The sequence below is a fragment of the Exiguobacterium artemiae 255-15 genome (assembly GCF_000019905.1).
GTDB lineage: Bacteria > Bacillota > Bacilli > Exiguobacteriales > Exiguobacteriaceae > Exiguobacterium_A > Exiguobacterium_A artemiae.
This window is the reverse complement of the sequence record NC_010556.1, coordinates 573,828-596,367: the sequence shown is the minus strand read 5'-3', so window position 1 is coordinate 596,367 and position 22,540 is coordinate 573,828. Positions and strand designations below refer to the sequence as shown.

Annotated in this window: 25 protein-coding genes and 1 riboswitch; of the genes, 6 read left to right on the top strand and 19 right to left on the bottom strand. The window is 44.9% G+C overall.

Annotated features, from left to right (window positions below):
• Positions 1–170: 170 nt before the first annotated feature.
• The 3 genes from EXIG_RS03060 to nfsA all read right to left on the bottom strand — a co-directional run bounded on the left by EXIG_RS03060 (position 171) and on the right by nfsA (position 2,939).
• Complete coding sequence (locus tag EXIG_RS03060) at positions 171–881, bottom strand: SDR family oxidoreductase (RefSeq protein WP_012369467.1); 711 nt, start codon at positions 879–881, stop codon at positions 171–173.
• Positions 882–960: 79 nt separating this feature from the next.
• Entirely contained in the window at positions 961–2,178 is a 1,218-nt protein-coding gene (locus tag EXIG_RS03055) for an LCP family protein (RefSeq protein ID WP_012369466.1), read from the bottom strand.
• Positions 2,179–2,192: 14 nt separating this feature from the next.
• Positions 2,193–2,939: an oxygen-insensitive NADPH nitroreductase gene (gene nfsA, locus EXIG_RS03050; RefSeq protein WP_012369465.1), complete on the bottom strand. Its 747-nt coding sequence runs from the start codon at positions 2,937–2,939 to the stop codon at positions 2,193–2,195.
• Between the two features lie 187 nt (positions 2,940–3,126).
• Between nfsA and EXIG_RS03045 the strand changes: the two genes are divergently transcribed.
• Positions 3,127–4,038: a hypothetical protein gene (locus EXIG_RS03045; protein WP_012369464.1), complete on the top strand. Its 912-nt coding sequence runs from the start codon at positions 3,127–3,129 to the stop codon at positions 4,036–4,038.
• Between the two features lie 67 nt (positions 4,039–4,105).
• Here the strand turns inward: EXIG_RS03045 and EXIG_RS03040 are convergent, their stop codons facing one another.
• Positions 4,106–4,369, bottom strand: coding sequence for a hypothetical protein (locus EXIG_RS03040; protein ID WP_012369463.1), 264 nt, complete (start codon positions 4,367–4,369; stop codon positions 4,106–4,108).
• Positions 4,370–4,479: 110 nt separating this feature from the next.
• Here EXIG_RS03040 and EXIG_RS03035 point away from each other — a divergent pair, with 110 nt between their 5' ends.
• Positions 4,480–5,322, top strand: coding sequence for a GNAT family N-acetyltransferase (locus EXIG_RS03035; protein ID WP_012369462.1), 843 nt, complete (start codon positions 4,480–4,482; stop codon positions 5,320–5,322).
• On the opposite strand, the gene EXIG_RS03030 is transcribed toward EXIG_RS03035, so the two are convergent.
• The 4 genes from EXIG_RS03030 to EXIG_RS03015 all read right to left on the bottom strand — a co-directional run bounded on the left by EXIG_RS03030 (position 5,311) and on the right by EXIG_RS03015 (position 7,789).
• Positions 5,311–6,243 carry a hypothetical protein gene (locus EXIG_RS03030; protein WP_012369461.1) on the bottom strand — a complete coding sequence of 311 codons (933 nt, stop codon included), beginning with the start codon at positions 6,241–6,243 and terminating at the stop codon, positions 5,311–5,313. The two genes, EXIG_RS03035 and EXIG_RS03030, sit on opposite strands and share 12 nt — an antisense overlap.
• A 117-nt stretch (positions 6,244–6,360) precedes the next feature.
• Complete coding sequence (locus EXIG_RS03025) at positions 6,361–6,720, bottom strand: hypothetical protein (protein WP_012369460.1); 360 nt, start codon at positions 6,718–6,720, stop codon at positions 6,361–6,363.
• 56 nt (positions 6,721–6,776) lie between these two features.
• Positions 6,777–7,244 (bottom strand): GNAT family N-acetyltransferase, encoded by a 468-nt coding sequence (locus tag EXIG_RS03020; protein WP_012369459.1) that lies wholly within the window; start codon positions 7,242–7,244, stop codon positions 6,777–6,779.
• A gap of 29 nt (positions 7,245–7,273) precedes the next feature.
• Positions 7,274–7,789 (bottom strand): GNAT family N-acetyltransferase, encoded by a 516-nt coding sequence (locus EXIG_RS03015; RefSeq protein WP_012369458.1) that lies wholly within the window; start codon positions 7,787–7,789, stop codon positions 7,274–7,276.
• 260 nt (positions 7,790–8,049) lie between these two features.
• Here EXIG_RS03015 and murB point away from each other — a divergent pair, with 260 nt between their 5' ends.
• Positions 8,050–8,964 (top strand): UDP-N-acetylmuramate dehydrogenase, encoded by a 915-nt coding sequence (gene murB, locus EXIG_RS03010; protein ID WP_012369457.1) that lies wholly within the window; start codon positions 8,050–8,052, stop codon positions 8,962–8,964.
• A 96-nt stretch (positions 8,965–9,060) separates the two neighbouring features.
• Here murB and EXIG_RS03005 read toward each other — a convergent pair whose 3' ends face one another.
• Entirely contained in the window at positions 9,061–10,284 is a 1,224-nt protein-coding gene (locus tag EXIG_RS03005; RefSeq protein WP_012369456.1) for an aminopeptidase, read from the bottom strand.
• A gap of 95 nt (positions 10,285–10,379) precedes the next feature.
• On the opposite strand from EXIG_RS03005, the gene EXIG_RS03000 reads away from it, so the two are divergent.
• Positions 10,380–10,802 (top strand): DUF1232 domain-containing protein, encoded by a 423-nt coding sequence (locus EXIG_RS03000; protein ID WP_012369455.1) that lies wholly within the window; start codon positions 10,380–10,382, stop codon positions 10,800–10,802.
• Positions 10,803–10,883: 81 nt separating this feature from the next.
• On the opposite strand, the gene EXIG_RS15675 is transcribed toward EXIG_RS03000, so the two are convergent.
• From EXIG_RS15675 to EXIG_RS02980, 3 genes are all read right to left on the bottom strand, one after another.
• A protein-coding gene (locus EXIG_RS15675) for an IS3 family transposase (RefSeq protein ID WP_234944566.1) occupies positions 10,884–12,445 on the bottom strand; the annotation gives its coding sequence in 2 pieces (ribosomal slippage) (positions 10,884–11,815 and positions 11,815–12,445; 1,563 coding nt in all).
• 121 nt (positions 12,446–12,566) lie between these two features.
• Positions 12,567–13,403: a formate/nitrite transporter family protein gene (locus EXIG_RS02985; RefSeq protein ID WP_012369453.1), complete on the bottom strand. Its 837-nt coding sequence runs from the start codon at positions 13,401–13,403 to the stop codon at positions 12,567–12,569.
• A gap of 183 nt (positions 13,404–13,586) precedes the next feature.
• Complete coding sequence (locus tag EXIG_RS02980) at positions 13,587–14,195, bottom strand: hypothetical protein (RefSeq protein ID WP_012369452.1); 609 nt, start codon at positions 14,193–14,195, stop codon at positions 13,587–13,589.
• Positions 14,196–14,334: 139 nt separating this feature from the next.
• Here EXIG_RS02980 and EXIG_RS02975 point away from each other — a divergent pair, with 139 nt between their 5' ends.
• Both EXIG_RS02975 and EXIG_RS02970 read left to right on the top strand, forming a co-directional pair.
• A complete protein-coding gene (locus EXIG_RS02975) occupies positions 14,335–15,204 on the top strand; it encodes a YitT family protein (RefSeq protein WP_012369451.1) in 870 nt (289 codons plus the stop codon).
• 162 nt (positions 15,205–15,366) lie between these two features.
• Positions 15,367–16,011, top strand: coding sequence for a CHASE3 domain-containing protein (locus EXIG_RS02970; RefSeq protein ID WP_012369450.1), 645 nt, complete (start codon positions 15,367–15,369; stop codon positions 16,009–16,011).
• Positions 16,012–16,046: 35 nt separating this feature from the next.
• Here the strand turns inward: EXIG_RS02970 and EXIG_RS02965 are convergent, their stop codons facing one another.
• From EXIG_RS02965 to EXIG_RS02935, 7 genes are all read right to left on the bottom strand, one after another.
• On the bottom strand, positions 16,047–16,418 hold the full coding sequence (locus EXIG_RS02965; RefSeq protein WP_041261463.1) for an ArsR/SmtB family transcription factor: 372 nt from the start codon (positions 16,416–16,418) through the stop codon (positions 16,047–16,049).
• A gap of 154 nt (positions 16,419–16,572) precedes the next feature.
• Entirely contained in the window at positions 16,573–17,016 is a 444-nt protein-coding gene (locus EXIG_RS02960; protein WP_438940147.1) for a hypothetical protein, read from the bottom strand.
• A 14-nt stretch (positions 17,017–17,030) separates the two neighbouring features.
• The gene (gene thiE, locus EXIG_RS02955) at positions 17,031–17,669 is read right to left on the bottom strand and encodes a thiamine phosphate synthase (protein WP_012369447.1); all 639 of its coding nucleotides are present in this window, start codon (positions 17,667–17,669) and stop codon (positions 17,031–17,033) included.
• On the bottom strand, positions 17,659–18,429 hold the full coding sequence (gene thiM, locus EXIG_RS02950) for a hydroxyethylthiazole kinase (RefSeq protein WP_012369446.1): 771 nt from the start codon (positions 18,427–18,429) through the stop codon (positions 17,659–17,661). The genes thiE and thiM overlap by 11 nt, the downstream gene beginning before the upstream one ends.
• Complete coding sequence (gene thiD, locus EXIG_RS02945; RefSeq protein ID WP_012369445.1) at positions 18,410–19,219, bottom strand: bifunctional hydroxymethylpyrimidine kinase/phosphomethylpyrimidine kinase; 810 nt, start codon at positions 19,217–19,219, stop codon at positions 18,410–18,412. Before thiD ends, thiM begins: the two co-directional genes overlap by 20 nt.
• A 117-nt stretch (positions 19,220–19,336) precedes the next feature.
• Positions 19,337–19,447, bottom strand: a riboswitch (TPP riboswitch).
• A gap of 60 nt (positions 19,448–19,507) precedes the next feature.
• On the bottom strand, positions 19,508–20,794 hold the full coding sequence (locus EXIG_RS02940; protein ID WP_012369444.1) for a murein hydrolase activator EnvC family protein: 1,287 nt from the start codon (positions 20,792–20,794) through the stop codon (positions 19,508–19,510).
• Between the two features lie 209 nt (positions 20,795–21,003).
• A complete protein-coding gene (locus tag EXIG_RS02935) occupies positions 21,004–22,428 on the bottom strand; it encodes a murein hydrolase activator EnvC family protein (RefSeq protein ID WP_012369443.1) in 1,425 nt (474 codons plus the stop codon).
• Positions 22,429–22,540: the final 112 nt, after the last annotated feature.

The window sequence follows — 22,540 nt, the reverse complement described above, 5'->3', positions numbered from 1 at the left end:
GTCACTCCTCTATGTATGTAGTGTAGCAGAATCGCCCGCTTGATTTGTGACAAAAAAGGCAGACTGGTGCTGACTTTTTTTCCGCTCGGATGAAATATATTTGACGTACAAAAAAACAGGAGTCGGATGTTCTCCAACTCCTGTCAACGATTTTCACATCGTTTCGTTTATTAATTATAACGCGGCAATTGTTTTTTGACCTGACGGTTATCTTTAACGCTGCCAACCGCCTCATCTCCGCCAAGTGCTTCGTTTAATGTCGTTTTACCTTCTTTGACTTCCAGTCGGCGATTAAAGAGCGCCCGATTGTCGACGGCAGCGACGAGGATAGAGGCAACATCTGTTTCGGAAATCGTGGCTTCCTTGACATCCTTCAAGTCTTCATCGGCCTCAATCAATCCGCGTCCTTCTCCGTCAACGATGTTAACCGGACAAATGATCGTATATGTGAGTCCACTATGTTCAATCTGTTCTTCGGCTGCATTTTTGGCAGCGTAGAACGGATACATCTCTTTTTTAAATTGGTTCGGACGATCAGCACCATAGGCACTGAGGAGGACGAAATGACGAACACGCGCCTTTTTCGCAGCATCAATCGTTTTTAAAGCAACCGTCCGGTCCAGTAACTCGATTTCAGTCGGTTCCCCGTCAACACCGGCTGTCGCTGCACAAATGACAGCGTCTTGACCGGAAACACCCTGTTCGATGACTTTTTCGAGTTCTGTTTCGATATCGACATAGTGCGCTTTAACACCAAGTTTTTCAAATCGTTCCACTAAATGCTGATGGCGGACGATAACCGTGACTTGATGACCTTTAGCGAGCGACTTGACGACACGAGCTCCGATTGTACCTGATGCACCTACAACTAATACTTTCATATGATAGGTCCCTCCTCGATAGTTTAGTCACCTTTACTAATTTCCACTGTTCGAGAAAGAACAAACCCGTTTTGAAAAATTAATCGTTTTTTAATGTCCCATAAAACGTCGTGTCGAGTTTCGCACGCAAGTCCTTCAATTCTTTTTCCTTAGGGAAGTCATAGAAAATACCATTCATCCGCTCACTGACACCTTCGACTTCAAGGTGTTCCCGTTTCGAGAACAACGCGAGCGATAGCCCCGCCGTCATCATCTGACGGACGCTGACATCGAGATTCATTTCTTCCTTCATATACCGGTGTGCGCCGGGAATACTCGACCATCCCGTCGGTTTCATCAAATGTGTCGCCACGGCTTGGATGACTTCCGACTGTCGGTTTGCCCGTGCCACGTCTGTATCCGTTTTACGGTGACGGGAATAGGCTAACGCCATTGCCCCATCCATGTGATATTCTTTTCCTTTTTGGAACGAATACTGATTGGCTTTTCCACTCGCATCTTGTTCCGAGAACGTTCCTGTCGACACTAAATCGACTCCTCCGATTTCATCAATCAATCCGATGAAGCTGTCAAATGAAATGACGATTTTACTGTCAATGTCTTGATCGAGAAGTCCGCTGACTGCACTGCTCGTACAATCTTCGCCGCCGTATGCAAAGGCATGGGTGATCTTATCCTTTTTGCCGTTTTCACAGGCAATCGGCGTATACGTATCACGAGGAATCGACGTCAATTGAATCGTCCGTGAGAGCGGTACGAATTGCATGACGGACAGTGAATCTGATCTCGAACCGCGTAATGATTCTCCCGGCCGGGCGTCACTTCCGATCAGAAGAAACGTAAACGGTTGTGAACTAAAAAGAACGGCTGCAATCAGGACGAGTAATAATAAACCGAACAGCTTTGACTTGAAGCGACGTTTCTTTTTCGGAACAGGCTGTTTTTTCAACCGCTGTTCAGCTTCTGCTTCACGCACCGGCTCTTTCGTTCTGTTGCTCCTTGAAGCACGACGTTGGCTGAAACGATTCAAGGTCATACTCGCCAGTCTTGTTCCTGAACGCACGATGATTCCGGCTCCGGCCTGCAAGCGCTTTGCAGATGGTCTTGATACCTCTTTCCGGGCAGGCGTTCTTTCCGACGGCTCATCTAAATACCGTTGACTGGCAGATTGTTCTCTTTCATGATTTTGATCCATGGATTCGCGGGATGCTTTCCCCTGCTCCATCTTCTCTGATTCACGCAATTCTTCCTGACGTCTGCGCTCTAAACGGGAACGTCCTGAATGAAATTCTTCCATAGGTTACCTCCGTATCAATCTCGGGCTAAGTGTTTTTCCTGTAAAAAGTCATGCATATATGTCCGTTTCGGCTCCCTCATCGAAGCAGCCATCTGATAGACCCATCCTTCCGTCCGGCGTCCATCTGTTCGTTCTCCATAATACGTAGACGTTTCTTCTTCATATTGCGACAACAATTCACGCATCGTGTCGTCATTAGTATACGTATTCCGGTGGAAGACCGCATCCATCGGAAGGCGGGGTTTTTTCCCCGGCTGTTGGTCGGGAATACCGACTGCGACTCCAAATAACGGAACGACATGATCCGGCAAGCCCAACAGTTCACTCACTTTGGCAGCGTCATTTCGTAATGAACCGATATAGACGGTGCCGTATCCTAACGATTCCGCTGCAATGACTAGATTTTGGGCGGCTAAACCGGCATCGACCGCACCGACAATCAAGGCTTCCGTCGTTTCGACCGTCCGGTCCACGGAACCGGATGCGATTTTCGCTGCCAGGATGTGTTTATGATAATCGATACAAAAAACGAAAAAGTAACTGTTCTCAGCGACGTAAGATTGACCGCTCGCTACATCGACCAATTGTCGTTTCAGTGCTTCGTCCTCCACGCCGATGATGGCATAGGCCTGCTGATAAGAAGACGTAGAGGCAGACTGGGCCGAACGGACGAGCGTTTCGACTGTCTCTTGATCTAATTGATGAGGCTTGAATTTACGGATAGACCGGTGGTTAAGTAAATGTTCGATTGTTTCATTCATGAATAATCGCTCCCTTTTTGTTAATGATTCTCTTAACGATAGGCAAACCTTTCTGGAAGTGCAAATGTTAGCTACCCGTGTTCCGAAACAATCATTTTTGAATTCCATGCACTGCCGATTACTTCTTAAAAAAATCGGGAAAAGGATAGAACTACTATTGTGTCTTTTTTGTCGAAGGAGGGCGATCATGAGAATTCGTAAACTGCGTCTTTTACTTGAACAATATGGCGATACGACCCTTCGCGACATCATCGTAGAAATCTATCGTCAACTTCCGAAACAAGTCATCGAAGAAAAAGATCTTGATTTGATGTTATCCCAGTTTGCGAAGTATAAAGGATTACAGAAAGAACAAGATCAACCGACTGTCGAACAGGCGATCGAGCAAACAGAACAATTCATTCAACTCGCATATGATTTACAGTACTTGGAGCCGAATGAGCTGGTCTCCGTCCGCGAACAAAAAAATTGGTACGTGGCGGCGAAACGCCTGCTGAAACATTTACGCCATTATATCGGTCGAAAAAACGGAACACGGGTTGCTTTTGAAGAATTCTTTTTTTTACTTTCTTCAGCCGCCGGAGAAGAACCGCTTTTTTTAAGTAACGATCCCTTCCGATTGATTAAGGTCACACAAGTCGAACTGTTCGAAGAACTGGTCGGTTATTACAAACTGGACGCATCGGATCAGACTTGGATGCAACGCGCCATCTATACTGCCGTCAAGGTACCGATCGATGTCGACACGGAACGAAGCGACCTCTTCCTCGCCGTCCTCACACATTGTACGGACGTCAGTGAACGGGAGGCTTATGTTGCCTTATTAAACACGCATGCCAAAAAACTCCGGGCGAAAGTTCGTGTCGATGCGGACATGCTGGTCTTGTATCAAGAAATCCGTTTTGCCGAACTGCATGCGCTGATCGCTTTACGTGAACTCGAACGTGCTGAAACGATGTTGTTTACGGAGTATATTCCTTATTTCTCACATCGTTCGACGCCCTTCCGGTATTATCTTAGTTTGCTTGAACAAGCCGGATTAAAGGATGAACATGATCGGATTGAACGGGTCGGACGACGTAAACATATTCACTTTTAAGCTGAAATCCCTGCAAAAAAAGACGAAACGTTCTTCGGCAAGTCCCGAGAACTAATCGTCTTTTTCTTTAATCTGTCGCATTTACGATTCCTAATCCAACTGTCGCAAGCAAAGCAATGCAGGCGAATAAAAAAGCCATATCGTTTGGAGAGTCGAATCCGTCATATGTCGGTTCCTTTTGATCCGTGATAATCTCATCCATCGTCCCGTAACTGCCGTATGTGGTAGATTGCCGGACTGTCGTTTCTTTTTTTTCAATTTCCTGTGCGTGAACAGGATTCATACCGATCAGGATCAAAAAAAGACCTGTCGCCATCAGTAGTCTCGTCATCTCATCACCACCTGATTATTTACCTTTAATTTCAATTTAATACATTAAAATACCATATTTTTTGTTATACTAAATGCACTGGCTTTCATTTTTTCTGAAAGGACGTGCACGTGTTGAACATTTTATCGTACGACCAATTATCTCATCCACAACGGCGTTTGGTCCATCGCTTACTCCGTACCACTCCGTCTTCCCCGTCATCATTTTCCTACCCACCGATCGAACACCAGCAATGGACGATTTGGCATGAAGATCATGTCCAGGCAACTCTCGGATTTCATGTTTTCGAACATACCGTTCAACTTTTAAATGCTTCCTATACCGATCTACAGGCGTTTCAAATTCTCGCTCACCATGTCCATTTGCAGGCACTCTCGTTTTCTCCCCGTCATATCGATGTCCAAATCATACCGCCGAACGACTTTGGATTCATCACGACCTGGAACGCTTTAGGGTACTCTTTGTCCTGTGAACAATTTCGGCTGATTGGTCTGACGCGTGGCCGACCCGTCTCCGTTCAATTTAAACCACTTTCCTTGCGCAACCGTCAATTGTTCTTGACGATTCGCAATGACGCAATCCGTTATTCCGACTTTCTTTTCCCTTATGATGCTATCCATCTCGATTATTTAGTCGATCAAGGTGTCCTGCCCTACCTCGTCTACGACAAGAACACTGTTGTTGGAACCCTTCTGATTGAACAGCATAAGCAGGTCGTCCGCCTTTTGGAAATCACGTGTTTACCCCAATTAAAAAACCAGGGATACGGGCGCCGGATTCTCGATACGTTCCAAATGAAATTACATAAGAAAAATATCTTATCTTTTGAAGTGTATTGTTTTTCGACCCATCAAGAAGCTCTTCGCCTGTATCAACCGACAACTTTTTGTGATATTCAAATTTTTTCGAATTGGCACCGTTATTCCTGTGAACCGGTTTCGTTAACTACGTAACCGTTGAACGATTTCCGAGTATTCGCTGAGTATATATTGATCATCCAACGTATTGAAATCGATACCCGCCTGTCGCTTTAAATGGTCGCCGATGACAAATAAACTTTCGTAATAATCCGTTCCCATACTTGTTGCAAGACCCGGTTGATGATTATGAAATGCCAATAAGGCATCCTTTAGAATTTCTTCCTGATTTTGTTCCATCAAAACAGCGTCTAGCATCTTCGGGAATTGTTCCGTCTGACGACCGACGATCGCATAAAAAAGCGGAAAATGTTTGGCATATCGAAATGTTGTAACATACCGGGTGTTCTCAATGATGGATTGCAGGCTTTCAAACTTCGCTCGTTGGAGCCGTTCTGCCAGACCGACTGTCGCCGGATGTTGAAACAACGGAAGACTCTGTTCATCCGGTGCCTGCTCATGCGTCAACAACAACACGATGTCCAGGGTATTGATTTCATCCGTTTCAAGAAAACGGTCACTCCGTTGCAATGTCGTTGTGTAGTTTAGGTCCAACCCCGAATCGACGGCAAGTTGAAACAAGACGTGGTCATAGACTGTATACAAGCCTACAGGAAAAGATAACGGCTGTCTGACAAGCGACCGGTGACCTTCGACTGTGATAAGTTGATTCAGATCGAGACCGGATGCAAGCAACTGTCGAAACAGCAGCGCGCCCTGCTCGATTTCCGTCAATTTCATCAGTAAACGGTCCATCTCAATCAACGGCTGTTTCGTCTCAAGAGCTAACGCGAGATGTTTGTCCGATTGAAGCGCGACCGCCCGTCCGACAAAATTCAAAGCTTGCCGCTCCTGTGCTGTCAGCAATTGATTATATGTTTGAAAGGCTTCGTTCTCAAGTGTAAGAAAAGCATTCAGCGCCGGAGCGATGGCTTCGTTTTTAACAAATCTTTTCATAAATTATTGTCCCCCTGCATGATGTCTCTCTTCGTAGTGTACGCAATATTGAATCGTCTTGAAAGGCTCAAAAAAAATCTTGGCAGCTTCTTTATGGAGAAAGAAGCACCAAGATTTTTATTTTTTACTTAACTGGAGATGTGAATTCCGGAATGCTTCATCCTGTTTTCCGGTTTTTTCAACACTGGTTCCAACCGAGCCGCTGTATTCAATCTGTTGTTTAGGCTGAATGAATTCATAAGTAATTGCCGGTTCACCGCGCAAACGTACTTTAATCACTTGACGATGTTGAATGGAAAAAGAAGCCTTCACTTCCAGTAGTGACGTTTTATCGATGTTGTGCTGTGTCTGCAACATCTTCGTCAACTGTTCTTCTGCACTGCGTTGACTACTTTGAAGTTCAGCGTAGGAAATTCCGACAGCAAACGACAATACGCCAATCAAACTTAACGCGAGAATGACCAGTACTTTTTTCAATGACTGACTCACCTCCAGACAAAGTTCTTCCTGCTTTCTTCATCGGTTCGTCCGTCCTATTCCTGAAGTCTTTTTGAATCTTCCCTCAAGTTCATTTGCATGTCTAGATGAGGAATTCCGTCCTCTAAATAGACATCGGACGTTTCTTTAAAACCAAAGGAACCGTAAAACCGTTTCAAATGTGCCTGAGCCTGGAGATCAATCAATGATTCCCCTTGCTTCTCGATGTGAGTAATCGCTTCGTTCAACAGTTTTCTTGCTACGCCGTTTGACCGGTAATCCGTTTGGACCGCTACCCGACCGATTGCAACGGCGCCTGACGACTTCCTCGGCAAAATGCGCAGGCAACCAATCAAACGTTCGCCGTCATATGCGAGACCATGCAGGGCATCTTGATCACGGTTATCGAGTTCCGGGTACGGACAATTCTGCTCCACGACAAATATATCTGTTCTTAATTTCAATAATTGATACAAGCTTGTATTATCCAACTCATTGAACCCCATCCACTTTGTCTGATACATACCTGATTCGCTCCTCTTGGCTTCTAAATTCAACCTCTGAACAATCGGGACAACCGGCAGGAATAGATAACGACCGGAATTCCGTTGAACAACGTGTCTTTTTCCCATTGTAACCCATTCGCCCGCGCAACATTTTGCGAAGAATGATTTTCCGGATGAATGATGGAAATGAGACGGTCATGTCCCCGCTCGAATGCTTCGCGCATCAGTCGTTTGGCTGCTTCCCGGCCATATCCCACTTTCCAATGAATCGGCGTCAACCAGTAGCCGACTTCGAGTTCCTCGATTCCATCGACTGTTTGTAAAAGCAGTCCGGCAAATCCAATCGGTTCATTCGTCTCTTTTTTGATTAACAATAAAAATCCGGTTTGCCGCTCATCCTTGTAGCGATCCAGTTGACGCTCAAACCAACTCCGCGCCTTATCCTCGTCTAAGACGACACCGCCGTTGATGTAACGCATGACCTGCTCATTTTGAACAAGGGTTTTATAAAACGTAAAATCCTCTTCTACGAACGGTCGCATTTCCAGTCGTTCACTTTCCATTTAAATCCCCTCTTTCCGGATGACAGTCGTTTCTTTAATTTTCCCTTTTTTACTTTTATTCATTCACAATCCGCTCATTTTTTATAAAAAGAAAACAACATCTACATGTTGATTCGATTACATTCTTCACGAACAGCTTGCTTTTTATCTGTCAACTCTGTATTTTGGGAACAGTATGCTAAACATCAATCACGGAATTAGTGTAAAATATATTTTGAGCGTTTTTTGGCTGAATGGAATTTATGAAAAAGGACTGAGACATGATGACTGAGCAATTATTAGCTGGATTATATGAAGGTATTGCAAAAGAAGCTGTTTTAATTAATGAACCCTTAAAAAACCATACGTACACCAAGATGGGTGGACTGGCAGATTTATTCCTCATCCCGTCGACATACGAAGAAACTGCATTCGCTGTCCGGTATGCCTATGAACATGACCTCCCGTTGACGATGCTTGGAAACGGTTCGAATCTCGTTGTCCGCGACGGCGGTATCCGCGGCATCGTTTTATCCTTTGAAAAATTAACGGATATTTCGGTTGAAGGACATGAACTGATCGCGCAGAGCGGTGCGGCCATCATCCAGGCTTCACGTATCGCCTACGACCACGCCTTAAGCGGTCTTGAGTTTGCCTGCGGTATCCCGGGAACGATTGGCGGCGCACTCATCATGAATGCCGGTGCCTATGGCGGAGAAGTAAAAGACTGCCTCCACAGTGCAACGGTCTTGACACGTAAAGGTGAGCTGTTAAACATCTCACACGAAGAACTTGAGCTCGGGTACCGGACAAGCTGTTTTTCGAAAAAAGAGTACATCATTCTCGAAGGACGTTTTTCATTAACAGAAGGCGACCCTGCTTTAATCAAGGAAATGATGGACGATCTGACGCATAAACGTGAGACGAAACAACCTCTCGAGTATCCTTCATGCGGGAGTGTCTTCAAACGTCCGGAAGGATATTTTGCCGGTAAACTGATTCAAGACAGCGGCTTGCAAGGTGCACGAATCGGTGGCGCGGAAGTGTCACAAAAACACGCTGGTTTCATTGTCAATATCAAGGATGCCACAGCGACCGACTACATCTCGCTCATCCGCCACGTTCAGGAAACCGTCCAGGAAAAGTTCGGTATCTTACTGGAGCCGGAAGTAAAAATCATCGGCGAAGAAGCTTGATTCCTGTTCATCCCATCGAACTAAACAAGGGAGCACCGCGGCATGTTAATTCTGCCCGGGTGCTCCCTTGTTTTTCTTTCCGTCAAAATTCCTGCATTAGATTGCCCAGTTTCCGTCACGCATCAATGGTTCGCGTGTCCCGTCAGACAACTCACCGTCAATCGACATCTGACCTGAACCGATCATGAAATCGACGTGTGTCATTGAATCGTTTGCGCCTTGTGCCGCCAATTCTTCATTTGATAAACTCGGACCGTTTTCGAGACATGTTGAATACGCACGACCGATTGCCAAGTGACACGAAGCATTTTCGTCAAATAACGTATTGTAGAACAAGATACCCGAATCTGAAATCGGTGAGTGGTGAGGTACGAGGGCCACTTCTCCGAGATAACGGGCGCCTTCATCCAATGAGATGAGTTCATCAAGCGCTGCCTGCCCCTGTTTTGCCTCGGCTTTGACGATTTTTCCGTCTTCAAACCATAATGTGAATTCATCAATCAGATTCCCGCTGTAGCTGAGCGGTTTCGTGCTCGAAACATAACCGTTGACGCCTGTTTTCTTCGGTAACGTAAATACTTCTTCCGTCGGCAGATTGGCGATGAAGTCAACACCATCCGCGTTTGGTCCGCCGCCACCTAACCAGACGTGACGCTCCGGCAGTTCAATCGTCAGTTCCGTTCCGGGTGCTGAATAATGCAACTTGTTGTATTTCTTTTCTGTCAGGAAGGTTGCTTTCGTCCGCAGGTTCGCATCATGTTGCTCCCACGCCGCGACCGGATTGTCCTGATCGACACGTGTCGCCTTCAAGATAGCTTCCCACAGGTCTTCTACAGCGTGTTCCGAGTCCGGGAATACCTTTGCCGCCCAGGCATCTGACGGCGCGGCAATGACGCACCAGCTGACGTTATCACTCATGACGAACTTACGCCAATTCGCCAACGCCACCCCTGCAGCTTTATTCGCCCGGGCAATCCGGCTGGATTCGACGCCGTTCAATAGGTCAGGATCTTCACTGACAACGGACAGGAAAGCTGTTTTTTCTTCTGCCAACTGATCAAACCGGGCTTTCAGCCAATCCGGGAACGCATCAAATGAATCTTCCGGTGCGTCGAAGTAACGGATTTTCGTCATTTCATCATCTGACCACTGGACGTAGACATTCGAAGCGCCCACTTCGTAGGCAACACGTGTGATTTCACGGACTAGCGGTGCATTTTCAATCCCCGCCCGAATTTCGAGTTGCTGACCGGCTTGCAGGTTAATTCCTGTACGTACCGCAAGTGCGGCATATTTTTTTAATTGTTCTTGAGTCGGCATTATGTAATCCCCTTTCAACTATTACTCTTATTTTCACGAAATAGTTGCAATTTTGCAAGAAATAAGGTGAAACTAGAGATACAGAAGGAGTGTTGATGATGGAATTTACACCAGGCGATTTTAAATCCGCTTACACCTATTTTCACCGCCAAGCGTTAAACGCGGTCGGAAATGCAAAAGCGCAAGAAGACTTATTGATTCAAGGGGAACTCGGATTAGCCCGATTGACGACAGATCTTGCCTCTGAGGACGGCTCGGATGTCGAACGCGAAGCAGAACTTGTTCTTTACTTCCAGCTCAAGCAGTTGCTCGAGATGTTACGTGCTTTGTACAACAAACGTTTCGAAATGCAACCAGAACAGGAACAACTTTTATTGACGGCCGTTTTGTACTTCACGTCTCCGGTTGATGCCCTGCCCGATGAAAATATTTTAGGCCTGTTCGATGATGCTCAAATCGTCGAAGCCATTTATGAAGAACTAGCAGCAGATGTCGATCGTTTTCAACATCTCGAATAATGACACACATCAAAAAAGAAGGATCCGATTTTTTTTTGAACTGCTCCCCGTCAAGTAGACAGGATAAATAATAAAAATCTCTTAAACGGCTTGAACTCTGTATTCTAATGGAGCCAAGCCGTTTAATCGTTGTTGGTACCGTTCTTCATTGTAGAAGTGAATATACTTCTGAATCGCAAGCTGGAGTTCGTCGAACTCCGCAAACTTATGTAGGTAATAACTTTCGCATTTCAAGGCGTCCCAAAATGATTCCATCGGACCGTTATCAATACATTTACCAACCCAAGACATACTTTGTGTAATGCCTGCCACGCGTGTCATGTGTCGAAACGCATGTGAAGTATATTGAAACCCTCGATCACTATGAAGCAAGGGACGACTTCCGGATGCGCCCTGCAGGGCGAGTTCGAATGTATCAAACACGAGCTGATTATTGTTAGAGTGCCCTAGAACGAAGGCACGGATGGAGCCGTCATATAGGTCCAAGATGGCGCTCAAATACGCCTTCTGAGAGGAACCGTACTTCAATTCCGTGACATCCGTCACCCATTTTTGATTCGGTCCTGCCGCGTTGAAATCACGGTTCAGAATGTTTTCGGCAATCTGTTGAGGACGATTACGAATGTACGAAGGACGTTTCCGGCGTATGACACAATGAATACTCGCGATGTGCATCAGGCGCCGGACACGCTTCGCATTAACGTTTCTTCCGAAACGACGTTTCAAGTTCAATTTCATTCGTCGATAGCCATATATTCCTTTCACCGAAAGGTGGATCTGGTTCATCTCTTCGATGATTTTCATGTTCTCAGCCTCATGTGCTTTCGGTATACCTATACGACGCAACCACTTGTAGTAGGCAGCACGCGAGACATCCGCTAGATGACATAGGGCGATGATCGGATAACCGAATTGCTCTACCGATGATTGAATGGCTTCATATTTATCTTGAAGACGAATTTGACTTAACGTGACCTCCTCTCGATCTCCTCTAACTTTTTTAGGAAATCGTTCTCCATGCGTAGTCGTTCATTTTCTTTCTCTAGTCGTTTCAGTTCCAACGCAAAACGCTCTGTATCCGTCAATTCTGCTACCGGCTTCTGACGTCCGCGACGATCCATCAGTGCGTCCATTCCGTCCTTCTCGAACTTCCTTACCCAGCTATAGATTTGTTGATAGGAGACCCGATGGGTCTTCATGATGTTTTGATAGTCTTTCCCATTTTGTATACAGTCCATAACTGCCTGGACACGCTCTTCAAACGTAGTGGTTCTACCTTTAGTCATAATGGATCGCTCCTTCAATGGTTTCCCTTGAGTATTATGACTAGTATACTTCCGAATCCATCTTGCAAGTACGCTTAAACTCGAAATATTAAACCGTACTGTAGCGCTAGTGAGCGATTCCTCTTGAGTCAGAACTGCGCGTACAGCCTCCATTTTTAGTTCTTCTGGATAACCTGTCCATTCTGTTCGATCACGGAGTGACGAGGAGCCGTATGTACGATATTTTGCTCTCCATCTATTCAAGGTCGTGACTGAAAGCTCGAAGAGCGAGGCAATCGATTTTATCGAGTCCATTCTATCCTCACACATCCTAATGATCCGTAATTTTTCATCCGGCGAAAACTTAGATTTAGACATAGAAATAGCTCCCTTCAAAAAGTGGACAGTTTTTGTTATTTCAACTGTCTACTTTTTGGGGAGCATATCAATTTCATCGAATCCTTCTTTTTTGTTTTTATAACGACGTCCTTAACGATTTTTAAGCTTTTTGTTTGGAAGCGATGTTGATTGTCGCTGCCTGTTCGTTTGACTGTTCTACTTCCAGCTTTGATTTATTAAGCCATGTGTAAACCATCCCCATGAACAATGCTCCGCCGATGATGTTTCCAAGCAGTGCCGGAACCAGGTTATGGATCGCACCGGCAAAGGAAATCGCTTCCGGATGCGGAACGACTAAAGCCAGTGAGAACAAGGCCATGTTGGCAATGACGTGATCAAAACCGGAGGCAAAGAACACAGCAACTAAAATCATCATCATCATGATTTGTGCCAGTTCGTTTTTCATATTTTTCGGAATGAAAATCGCTAGACAGACCATCCAGTTACAGAAGATGGCTCGTGTGAAGATCTCCCATGTCGTATGATGAATTTTCGTTTCGGAAACAGCAAACAACCAGTTCTCCATTCCGAGCTCCTGGATAATTCCTGTCTGTGAAAAGAGTAAGGCGAAGGCAAGTCCACCAAGACCGTTTCCGATAAAACATAGTGTCCATACTTTCAATGTATCCATTTTCGAAGTAAAACCACGCATGGTCGACGTCGTGAAATACATGGTGTTTCCGGTAAACAATTCTGCTCCGCCGTAGACGATCAAGACGAGTGCGACACCGAATGTCAATCCACCGACAAGCGTCGTAACCGGTGATTCATTTAAATATAAACCGTTGATTGCTTTGAGTGTAAATATGATGGCAAAACCAATGAATACTCCAGCTAACATCGCTCGAACCAAATATTCCAGCGGACGCATCCGTAGCATTTGTGTCGATTTGACAGCTTTTTTTCTTAACCCTTCTAATGCTTCTACTTCATTCATTGTAGAAACCCCGCTTTCTTTTGTTCAACACTTCACAATGTCTGTTCATTTATTATCATACTTCCATCTTATAAGATGTTCAAGTCATAAATAGACACTATTTAACGTTTTATTAAAAGAGCAGGATGTAAACGATACCATTGTGTCAAGTTTGTGAAAAGTGCCTTTTCTTGGTGAATACAACTAGTTTGAAGGAAGGATTTGCAACGCATCCTCGAATTTTTTAAAGAATACCGACCGTCTGGATTCGACCAGTACATAGTCTTCGACAACGACGCGGTTAAATCTGGTTGCGGAAGAAGTAGCCCGTTCAATATCCCGCGGTGTATAGTCTTCAATCCGTTGTCGGTCCGTCTCAAACGTGACGTCAGAAACTGTGTCGGTGTAACGGATTTGAAGTTCAGATAAATCAGAGACACTTAAAAAAAGTGCTAATGTATGATGCATGATCAGCTTGGATAATCGGCTCTCGAGAAAAGAAGTGCCAGCAGACCGGATTGTCTTTTCATTACTGCCTGTCCAGTCCGCCTGTTCTTTTCCGGCCGGTTCGTATGTCATCTTCACGGACGTCCCCTCTATCGATACAGCAGTCAACGCTTCGGAAAATGGCAACTGCTTAACTAGCTCTTCAATCGCAGCCGTATTGGAAACCGATATCCCGACATGACGCGCAATCACCTGACCATCCTTAAAACGCTCTTCTTCCGGTGGCTGCTGTAAATTCAGAACAAACCATGATCCTGCCGATAATCCGAGTCCAATGCAGAGAATGACCAGTATGATTTTTTTCAAAAAAATGGTCTCCTTTCTGAAAAACAGATGGTTTGATTGTTCTTTTTTCAAAACAGGGGTTGAATTAATCCTCATATCAGCGTACTCTTGCAGGCAGATACTTTATGGAGGAGGAGCATGAGATTACTCATCAATCAACATGAAAACTAAACAGCCCGCAAAGAAAAAACGTACAGAGAAAATCGGTTTCCTCTTGATCGGGACGTTGCTGTACTCGTTGTACATCAGTCTTCTCTTATCGCCGAATGATATCGGATCCGGCGGAATCATGGGAATCACACTTATTGTTCAGGAATTATTCCACACGCCAATCGGCTTGACACAACTGGTCTTGAATATTCCACTTTTTTTACTAGGATTTCGTTTTTTGAGAAAACGTTTTATGTTTTTATCCGGTCTCATCGTCTTGGCTTCATCATTCCTGATTGACTGGATTCCGACTCAAATCGTTCCGGAATCTTTAAATGATCCACTGGTCGCTTCCATTTTTGCCGGACTTGTCTCCGGTTTGGCAATGGCTTTAATCTTCTTTGGCGGCGCCTCGACTGGCGGTCTTGATATTCTTGGAAAGTTCTTTTATACCCGCTTCCACAATTGGCCGCTTCCGCGTATTTTTTTAATGCAGGATTTAGTCATCTATGTACTTGTCTGGTTCGTGTTTGATTTAAAACATGTCATGTATGCTTTAATCATGAGTTTCGTTCGAGCAAAAGCACTTCAGACAGTATACAGTTTTTACTCTGCTTCTAAACAATGTATCATCATTTGTGAAAAAGCCGATGAAATCAATGATGTCATTACAAAAGAACTTGGGCGCGGTGTAACGATTCTCGATGCCCGCGGCGGATATTCGAAACGAACGAAAAAGATGGTCTATGTCGTTGTTCAGAACAATGAAATTCTTAAGCTTCAGGAAATTGTTTCCTCCGTCGAATCAAATGCCTTTGTTACATTTTCTGAAATTCACACGGTCTTCGGTAACTATAAAGAGCATTCCTATTCTTTTTAATAGCCTTAATTCTGTCGCCGCTACACTCGTTGTAGCGGTTTTTTTGTGTATAATACGCAAATCCAAAGAAAATGTTCCACATTTTTCTGAAGAATCCTTCACTTTTTGGGAAATAGTGGTTAAGCTAATGACATTACGTTTTGTAAAAAAAGGACGGATTGTATGAATCAATTATGGCGTCACCGCATCATCCTTATTCTAGTCGTCAGCCTGTTTGCCTCGATCCCCCTCCTCTACGCTCTCAGCGGGTATCGTACGATTTCGAAGCTGACGGCAGAGATGCATACACAGGACATTCCAATGATTAAACAAGTGGACCAACTGATAGAGCATAATCGCGACCGGGCGAATGCTGTTCGGGGACTGCTATTATACGAAGATGATCGTTACATCGAACAATACTATTTTTCCACCTCTAAAGTTCATGATTTACGGCGATTACTGAATTCCTCCAATCAGACCCCCGGGGCAGTAAAAGATTTATTGTCACGCAACAATACGTGGGAAGAAGAGATTCAAGAGGTGTTTACCGTCTACGAAACAGATCATCCGCAACGTGCGAAAAAGTTGGCGAAACAAACGACTCAAACGACTCAAACAATTCTTGAAGATCTGTCGCAGATCAAAGACAAATTATATCGTGATCTGGAGCAAAAACTGGAATTGACTACTGAAATGACGGCAGAATATAAACGGATGTGCTTCAGCTTATCCATTTTAGCTTTTTTGTTAATCGCAACGACCATTATTTTATTTCACCGGTCCAAACCAATTCTCGAAAACAAAACAAACACGTACCGTCCGTAAGAACGATGCGTGTTTGTTTTTGTGATGGAGCAGACTTATGAGGACGCTTTCCCCTCGTTTACATGCTCCATGGCCAGATGGACGAGCGATGAGATATGGTGATCGTCCAACGAGTAGTAGACGACCTTACCTTCTTTTCTATATTTCACCAAACCTTGTTTCAGCAAGGTGCGGAGATGGTGAGAAGCTGTTGCAATCGAGCAATCTACCGAAGCCGAGACATCACAGACGCAAAGTTCCTCTTCTACCGTTAAGGCGTAAGCAATCCGCAGACGCGTGGCATCTGACAGGACTTTGAATAACTTTCCGATATCTGTCGTCGGAATCGTATCGACGACTTGCTCAATCTCTTGCGCACGTACCTGATCAATCGCAATCGTTTCACAACGTGGTGCATCCACAGTCATCACCTCTTTCCCTTTAATTCCACCATCGTTTCAAATGAATTGCAAGGAAATCACTCCAAGACTCCAACGACTGACTCCTTTAAATCCGGTAACTGAATATCGAAAAACAAAACAGGTCTGCTTCCCGTTCATCCAAAGCGGAAAGCAGACCTGTTCATTTGTCACGGTTTCGTCTTGAGACGGCATAAAAGAACCAACCGCCCAAAAAATTTCCGATATCCCATACGATACGATTGGAATCGACGGCACGTACACCGATATCAATCACACCTGTACTTTTCAAACGCTCCTGGTAACGTTCCCGTAAAAAACGGGGTAACGGAAGCGGCAGCAGCATCCGGTAAAAAATGTCCAGATGTGTGTGTCCCCAGATTTCCGTTGCGATGGAACTCGTTTGAATGAGTAAGGAACGTTTATACTGTTGCTGGTATTTATTCTTTAATAAGACCGCCAGTTGATAGGAATAACGATTCGGGAAAGGAAATAGAGCTGCCCCTAAATGATATTTCCCGCGATTTTCGACTCGAATGATTTGCGGTTCGATTTTATATCGAATCCATCGTCCTCGAAATCGAACAGACTGCCATTTCACGACCATCACCTCTAGAAGGATTATACCCTGTCTGAAACGCTCTGACGCACTTGTTCGACGGTCTGTTTAAACTTTTTCGTCGTTCGTTCAATTTCCGGATTGGCAAACAAAGCGGACACCACGGCATATCCATCTACGAGAGAATCAAGTAACGATACATTTGTTTCACTAATTCCACCGATGCCTACTAACGGGATGCGAACGGCTTTCCTGATTTGCTCTAATGTCACACGTGACATGAATGTCGCATCTTGTTTCGTCGCCGTCGGAAAAAGTGACCCGACTCCTAAATAATCTGCACCGTCCTGTTCTGCTGCCACAGCCTGTTCGACCGTTGAAACGGAAACACCGATCGTCGCCGTCGGTAACAATCGACGTGCTTCCGTTAAAGGAATATCATCTTGACCGATATGCAGGCCCGCTTCGACTAATAAAGCGATATCGATCCGGTCATTGATAATCAACGGAATATTATAACTGGCAGTCAGATCCTTCAGTACAACGGCTGATTCGAGAAAATTCTTACCCGACATCTCTTTTTCCCGTAATTGAACAATCGTTGCACCGCCCTTAATCGTTGCTTCGACAGCATCCTCCAAGGGAAGATGCGGGTGCAGACGTCTATCCGTCACTGCATAAATCAAGTATTCACTGTCCATTCATCTGCACCTCCGGCAAACTTTCCTCTGTCATCAGACTGACCGCATCAAACAATCCGGTCCGAAAACTGCCGATACCAGGACGATTTCCGGCCGTTTCCCCTGCTTTTCCCATGGCGTACGTCCCAAATACAGCTGCGTCGAAACGACCGTATCCTGCTCCCAGAAACGTCGCAATTAAGGAAGCGGTCATACATCCTGTTCCTGTCACTTGACCGAGTCGTTTTGTCCCGACATCCAGATGATGTTGACGGACTCCATCCGTCACAAAATCAACCGGTCCGGTGACGACGATGACTTGTTTCGTCTGGGAAGCGAAGGCGTGAACACTTTGAAGATCGAGTGATTCCCCTTCCGCTACATCGACCCCTTTCGTTCGAGCGGCCTGTCCGAGCAACGTCTTGATTTCCGAAGCGTTTCCTTTGATGACCGTAAAGGTGATCTCCTCCATCAGTTGTTTCATAAAATCCGTTCTTAATGTCGTGGCTCCCGCGCCCACCGGATCCAAAATGACCGGTTTCCCCAGTCGGTTAGCTGTTTTTCCTGCTAAAAGCTGTGCTTTGCGCATGTCCGGATTGATGGTTCCTGTATTAATCACGACGGCGTCTGCAAGACCAACCATCTCTTCGACTTCGAGCAGGTCCTCTGCCATGACAGGAGATCCCCCAAGCGCAAGTGTCATATTGGCACAATCATTGATCGTGACAGTATTCGTTAAATGATGAATCAACGGTTTTTTATCATGGATGCGTCGTAACATGTGTATCCCTCCAAAGTTCATGAAAATGATGTGTCGGTCCAATTCCGTGTCCAAGAGCAAAACCGTGACGAATCGCTTCGGTCACATAACGTTTCGCATAACGGATGCTGTCTTCCAGTGAATGACCAAGAGCCAGATTGCCGGCGATGGCAGCGGACAACGTACAGCCTGTCCCATGCGTATGGCGGGACGCTATCCGTTCTTGTTCAAAGACGACATATCGTTCGTCCGTATATAAAAGATCAGTGGCGTCTTGTCCTTCCAAATGCCCGCCCTTGAGCAACACAGCTCCTGCCCGACGTTCAGTCAGCTTTACCGCTGCTTGCTTCATATCCGCAAGTGAGTGGACCGTTCCGCCGATCATCCGCTCGATTTCAGGAATATTCGGTGTCACAAGAGTCGCAAGTGGTAACAGCTGTTCAAGCAATGCCTGTTCCGCATTCGGTTGTAACAAAGCATGGCCGCCTTTTGCGACCATGACGGGGTCAAGAACAATCGGCAGAGAATACTTTTCCAGTTGTCGGGCAATCACTTGAATCGTATCCTGATTAGAAACCATTCCGATCTTGACGGCATCGACACGGATATCTGAAAAAATCGAGGTTAACTGCGCTTCCACAAGCTCGGGAGATACGTCTTCAACCGCTTGAACACCCAGTGTATTTTGTGCCGTGATCGCCGTGATGACACTCATTCCATATACGCCGAGTGCTGAAAATGTTTTTAAATCTGCCTGAATCCCCGCTCCGCCTCCGGAGTCGGATCCGGCGATTGTCAATACGTGTTTCATTCCAATTCCTCACTTTCCTGTGAGCAAATAAGGAGAAAACGGACAACAAAAAGCGCCGTCCGCTGTAAAAAAGCAGACGACGCCATGAATAACCAGGTTGACCGGCTAAAGTACTCATGTCTTCGATCTCAACTTTCCTACGCTGGTATTATCCAGTTCAGGTGACAGGGTCGAAAACAGAGTGGTTTTCCTCTCAGCCGGACTCCTCCAGCTCCCCTAGTTGCTCGTAATTTAAATTCTTTTTCACTGTATCACAGCACCATCAAAAAAACGAGCCGAAGCTCGTTTTTACAAGTATCCAAGTGGGTTAACCGTGTTAGCAGGTCCTGACGCGCTATATTGATATCCACCAATATGCAGTTCAAAGTGCAAATGCGGTCCTGTCGAATTACCCGTACTCCCAAGAGTACCAAGCGTTTGACCTTGAGTGACCGTTTGACCTGCTGAAACCGATAACGAATTCATATGACCGTACACCGTTGTATACACTTGACCGTCAAGGAAATGGGAAATCATGACGTGATTCCCGTAAGGTCCGCCGCTTCCGGCCGTAATGACTGTTCCGGAAGCCGCCGCACGAATTGGCGATCCGACAGGTCCGCTGAAATCGACACCGTTATGGAAAGTATAACCGTTCGCTCCACTGGCCGGTCCGAATCCTTGTGAGACACCACCCGAAGCCGGACGAACAAACTTCGCCGATCCGGTCGGTCCACTGCTGACAGGAGTCGGAACAACCGTTGATTCACTTGATTCAGGCTTTGATTTTGCTGCTTCTTTTGCTGCTTTTGCTGCTTTTTCCGCTGCTGCCTTTTCGGCCGCCGCTTTTTCTGCGGCGGCTTTCGCTGCTGCTTTTGCTGCCGCAATCGCTCTTTCTTGAGCTTCTAAAGTCGCCTGTAATTCTTTGGCACTCAACAGTTTTGTCGTAAACTTCGTCTTCCCTTTACGTAATTTTTTCAGGGTTGCGCTCCGTTCTTTCATCTGTTGTTTTAATTGTTTCTTTTGAATGAGCAATGATTTTTTTTCTTGAACACGCTCTTCTTTTTTAGTGATGAGGTTCTTTTTCATTTCCGCCAGCTTTTCCTGTGTTTCCAAATAAGCAGAAATCATTTTATCATCTTGTTCGGCGATTTTTTTACCGGCCATGACACGGCTGAATAAATCCCCCAGGTCTTTCGAACCAAAAATGACTTCTTCCCATTTGATCGAATTACCGTCGTTTTCTTGAAGTACACGTAACCGGTCTCCGAGCAACTCTTCTTGACGTGTGAGCATGATTTCATAGCGGACGATTTCCGCTTCCAGATCTTCAATCTGAAGGTTTAGTTGTTTAATCTGCTTATTTTTTTCGGAAATCCGGAAAATATTTTCATTAATCGCTGCATCAATTTTATTGATTTCGCGTTGTTCCGCCGATATTTTGGCTTCTTGATTTTTAATGGCTTTTTCCAATCGACGCTGTTCTGTCGCATTTTGAGATTTCTTTTCTTTAATCGTTGCAGCATGACCAGAAGTCGGCGCAGTTGATACGAGCAACACTCCTAACAATACCGTTGACAACAATTTTTTTAACATGTCTCATTTCCTCACTTATGTATGATTTCTTATTTGAAAAGTAGTTAATTCAAAGTATTTATGTCTGAGATTGATTATAGCATCGTAATAGTTTCAGTAAAATTTCATTTATGTTTCAAGTGAAAGCGTTTTTTTGTAATATAACATTTTTCATTTTGATCAAGACACACAAAAAAAAGCGATTGCCATAGCAATCGCTTTTTCCGTAATTATAACATCGACATTGGATTTACAGAATTCGCCGGTCCTGAAGCACTGTAGCTGTAACCACCTACATGAATTTCAAAGTGTAAGTGCGGGCCTGTTGAATTCCCTGTGCTGCCAAGGGCACCGATTTGTTGTCCTTGACTGACACGTTGTCCAGCATGTGCATTTAATGAACTCATATGCGCGTAAACCGTTGTATATGTTTTTCCATTTAATTGGTGTGCGATCATGACATGATTACCGTACGGACCACCACTTGATGCAGTGATAACCGTTCCTGTTGCTGCTGCAACAATCGGCGTACCGACCGGCGCTCCGAAATCAATTCCATTGTGGAAAGAATAACCGTTCGAACCGCTTGCTGAACCATATCCTTGTGTGATTGATCCACTTGTCGGGTGAATAAACATAGAAGAAGATGATGGAGCAGGTGTTGGTGCTGCCGGTTCCGGTGTTGGTGCCGGTGCTGCTTTCGGCACAGTCACAGATGGCGTAGATTGTTTCGTCGACGTAGCAGGTGTTGACGATTTTTGTTCCGCTTTGGCTGCTGCTTTAGCAGCGGCTGCTTCTGCCGCCTGTTGTTCAGCTGCTGCTTGTGCTGCCTGTGCTTCTGCACGTGCTTTTGCTTCACGTGCCGCTTGCGCTTGACGCTCTTTTTCGATTCGTGCTTCACGTTCGCGAGCTGCTTTTTCAGCTGCAATTGCTTGCTCTTGCGCGATCAAAATTTGTTGTACTTCTTTTGCATCCATCAACTGAGTTTCAAATTTCTTTTTCTGTTTCCGGAGTTCTTTTAAGCGTTTGTTACGTTCTTTGAGCTGTTGCTCAAGTTCCGCTTGTTGACGTTTCAACTCTTGTTTCTCCGTCACAAGTTTTGCTTTTTTATCTTTTAATTCTTGTTGAGCAGCTGCTAATTTTTTTTGTGTGTTTTGATAATCGGTAATCATTTTATCATCTTGTTGTGAGATGGATTTCCCCGCTAAAACGCGGCTGACCAGATCCCCGACATCTTTTGATCCAAAAATGACTTCTTCCCATTTAATGGAGTTCCCATCATTTTCTTGCATGACACGAAGACGGTCACCAAGCAGTTTTTCTTGGCGTTTTAATTTCGCTTTGTACTTTTCGATCTGCTTTCCAAGTTCAACGATTTCTGCTTCAGTTGCTTTGATCTGACGGTCTTTTGTTTCAACTGCAAACATTTTTTCGTTTAATGCTTCGTCCAAGCGGTTAACTTCTTGCTGAGTCTTGGAAATTTTTTGTCCTTCTTGATTAACGGACGATTCTAAGTTTTTTTGTGTTTTGGCATTTTCTTGTTGCTTCTGTTCGTTTTTAGCTTTTTGTTCACTTAAGTCATCTGCTGCTACGAAGTGAGAAGTCGATGAAAGAATAAGTGCCGAAACGATGAGCGACGCGAACGTTTTTTTCATGTAGTATTCCCTCTTTTTCTGTGTAGTTTATATAAGTAATCGAATGATGATATTTAAATTTAGTAATACTTTTTAAAAATTATAAGAACGTTTTTGATTATAGCATTCATTT